Below are 3,110 nucleotides of genomic sequence, written 5' to 3'. Positions count from 1 at the left end.
ATGGAACGGCGCGAGTGCTTGCCGGCCACTTCGAGGGCGTCCTCTTCCCCGGCGAGGACGGCGGCGGCTGGGACGACCTTGGCGGCGGGGGCGATCCCTGAAACTCTCGGGCCAGCGAGCCCGAATGTAAAGAAGTAGTTTAGAGCTTTTAGACTTTTTTATGTAAGACTAAATTGTTCATTGAACATCGTTTATTTTGCTTTAAACGTGATGTTGTTTTTATGCGGTGCCTTCGCGACATGCATTGAGTCCGATGCTTGTGCCTCGAGAGGAAAGCGTCGCTAGGATCGATCGTACGTGAATGACTTAGGCGGAGGGAAGTGAGGTGCTGCCGTAGCCTCGAGGCGTAAGCGAACACTCGGCTCAGGCGACCCTGCCCTTGTCCGTTTCGCGCCTAGCGTGTTTCCTTCGAGGTTTCGCAAAGGATTTTTTGAAAAGCGACGATTTTTTCGAGGGTTAGCCCCCATGTAGCCCCCGAGGGAGGGATGGCTCTACCGAGGGTAGAGCCGAACCTTCCTCGAAGCCCGAAAGGAATAAAAGTTCGTTTTATTTTCTTCCAAACTGTGGGGGTAAAAATATCGACACTTGATTCAAAAAGACTTGCACAAATCTAGAGTATGTACAAAGATTTCGAGGGCCGCGGGGCCACTCTAGGGATAGAAACGACGTAGCTGTTGGATGTTCCAGGCGTTCGTGAGGACGTGCCCGTCCTCGTCAGCTAGCTTGTACGTTCCGGGCTTGAGAACTTCGGCGACGATGTATGGCCCCTCCCACGGGGGTGAGAGCTTGTGCCGCCCTCGGTTGTCCTGTCGAAGCCTCAACACGAGGTCTCCTTTGCAGAGATCTCGGTGTCGGATCCTTCGAGCCTGTTGTCGACGCAGGCTCTGCTGGTACCTCGCCGAGTGGAGTAAAGCCACATCTCGAGCCTCGTCGACCTGGTCGAGCGAGTCCTCTCGAGCCTGGCAATTTCGCTGCTCTTGGTACGCTCGGAGCCTAGGGGACCCATATTCCAGATCCGTAGGGAGGATGGCCTCTGCCCCAAAGACGAGGAAGTATGGGGAGAACCCTGTTGCTCTGCTTGGGGTCGTTCTCAGACTCCAAATCACCGATGGTAGCTCTTGTACCCACTTGTGCCCAAACTTCTTCAGCTTGTTGTGAATTCTAGGCTTCAGGCCTTGCAGAATCATGCCATTGGCACGTTCTACTTGACCGTTTGTTTGTGGGTGGGCTACCGCCGACCAATCCACTCGGATGTGGAAGTTGTCGCAGAATTCTAAGAATTTCTTCCCTGTAAACTGGGTGCCGTTGTCGGTGATGATGGAGTTTGGAACCCCAAACCGATGGATTATGTCGGTGAAGAAGAGCACCGCCTGCTCAGACTTGATTCTACTGATGGGTCGAGCTTCGATCCATTTGGAGAATTTGTCGATCGCCACCAGCAGGTGCGTGAAGCCCCCGGGCGCTTTTGCCATTGGCCCGACAAGGTCGAGGCCCCATACGGCAAAAGGCCACGTAATGGGGATGGTTTGCAGCGCCTGAGCGGGTAGGTGCGTCTTGCGCGCGTAGAACTGGCACCCTTCGCAGGTTCGTACCACTTCCGTGGCGTCTGCCACAGCAGTGGGCCAGTAGAAGCCTTGTCGAAAGGCATTACCCACGAGCGTGCGTGGGGTGGCGTGATGTCCACACACGCCCGCGTGAATGTCGAGGATAAGCTCTTTTCCTTCGGGTATCGGGATGCAGCGTTGCAAGACTCCCGAGGCTCCCCGTCGGTACAGTTCCCCCTCGATGATGAGGAACCGTTTAGCTTTCCTCGCAACGCGCCTTGCCTCCGTTCGATCGTTAGGCAAAACGCCTTGATCGAGCCAGTCGAGGTACGGGCTCCGCCAATCTCGAGGTGCCGAAACCTCGTCAATTTCCATTGCCTCCGCCTCGTCCTCATCTCCCGAGCAGGCTTCGTATCCCATAGGCTCGTCCTCGTCCGCCAAGAGCTCCGCGCTCGTGGGTTCGAGGGCGGCCCCTTGAGTGTCGGATGCGGTCGAGGCTTGGGCCGAGGTGGCGATGGTAATCGAGGGTCTGTCGATGTCCTTGGCGAACACGTTCGGGGGAACGGTGGCTCGTCCTGACGCGATCTTTGCCAATTCGTCGGCCTCCTCATTATACCTTCGTGCGATGTGGTGAAGCTCGAGGCCGTCGAACTTGTCTTCGAGCTTACGTACCGCCTGGCAGTATGCCGCCATTTTTTCGTCGTGGCAACTGGATTCCTTCATCACCTGATCGACGACCAGTTGCGAGTCGCCGCGGATGTCGAGGCGCTTAATGCCGAGCTCGAGTGCGATTTTCAAGCCAGCAAGAAGCGCTTCATATTCCGCCATGTTGTTGGACGCAGGGAAGTTGAGCCGCACAACGTATCGAACGTGCTCCCCGCGGGGTGAGATGAAGAGTAGGCCGGCGCCGGCGCCGGTCTTCATCACCGACCCATCGAAGTACATTTCCCAGCAGTCGAGGCTGGACTTCGAGGGGGGAGCTGGGTGTCGGTCCATTCGGCTACGAAGTCCGCCAAGGTCTGAGACTTGATGGCTTTCCTTGGCGCATAAGCGAGGGTCTCCCCCATCAGCTCCGTTGACCATTTCGAGATTCACCCAGAGACCTCGCGGTTCTGGATGATTTCGCCAAGTGGGAACGACGACACGACGGTCACCGGGTGTGCCTCGAAGTAATGTCGCAGCTTCCGTCGAGCTAACACAATGGCGTAGATCAGCTTCTGGATGTGGGGATACCTCGTCTTGGTCTCGGACAGGACCTCGCTGATGTAGTACACCGGACGCTGGACCGGCAGAGAGTGTCCTTCCTCGTTCCTTTCTACTACTATGACCGCGCTGACGACTTGAGTCGTTGCTGCGACATAGAGGAGGAGAGGTTCGCCCTCTTTCGGTGAGGTAAGGATCGGCGTGTTCGTTAACGCTGTTTTGAGTCGATCGAGAGCTTCCTGGGCCTCCGCGGTCCAGGTGAAGTGCTCTGACTTCCTCAAAAGTCGATACAGAGGCAACCCCTTCTCTCCGAGACGAGAGATGAAGCGGCTTAGGGACGCTAGGCACCCCATCACCCTCTGT

At 56.6% G+C, this 3,110-nt stretch carries 2 protein-coding genes; both read right to left on the bottom strand.

The window, feature by feature from the left end:
• Positions 1-650: 650 nt before the first annotated feature.
• Entirely contained in the window at positions 651-2,540 is a 1,890-nt protein-coding gene (locus tag FA727_RS25540) for a reverse transcriptase-like protein (RefSeq protein ID WP_158318960.1), read from the bottom strand.
• Positions 2,541-2,635: 95 nt separating this feature from the next.
• The coding region (locus FA727_RS25535) for a ribonuclease H family protein (protein WP_206663858.1) at positions 2,636-3,110 on the bottom strand (475 nt) is incomplete at its 5' end.

Origin of the sequence: Robertmurraya kyonggiensis, from assembly GCF_005116465.1 — a bacterium.
Lineage (GTDB): Bacteria > Bacillota > Bacilli > Bacillales > Cytobacillaceae > Robertmurraya > Robertmurraya kyonggiensis.
The sequence above is the reverse complement of the archived record's forward strand: the minus strand, read 5'-3'. Positions and strand labels throughout refer to the sequence as shown.

Coding starts and splice junctions, on each gene's coding strand:
- FA727_RS25540 (WP_158318960.1), bottom strand. CDS start 2,540: ATGGACCGACACCCAGCTCCCCCCTCGAAGTCCAGCCTCGACTGCTGG.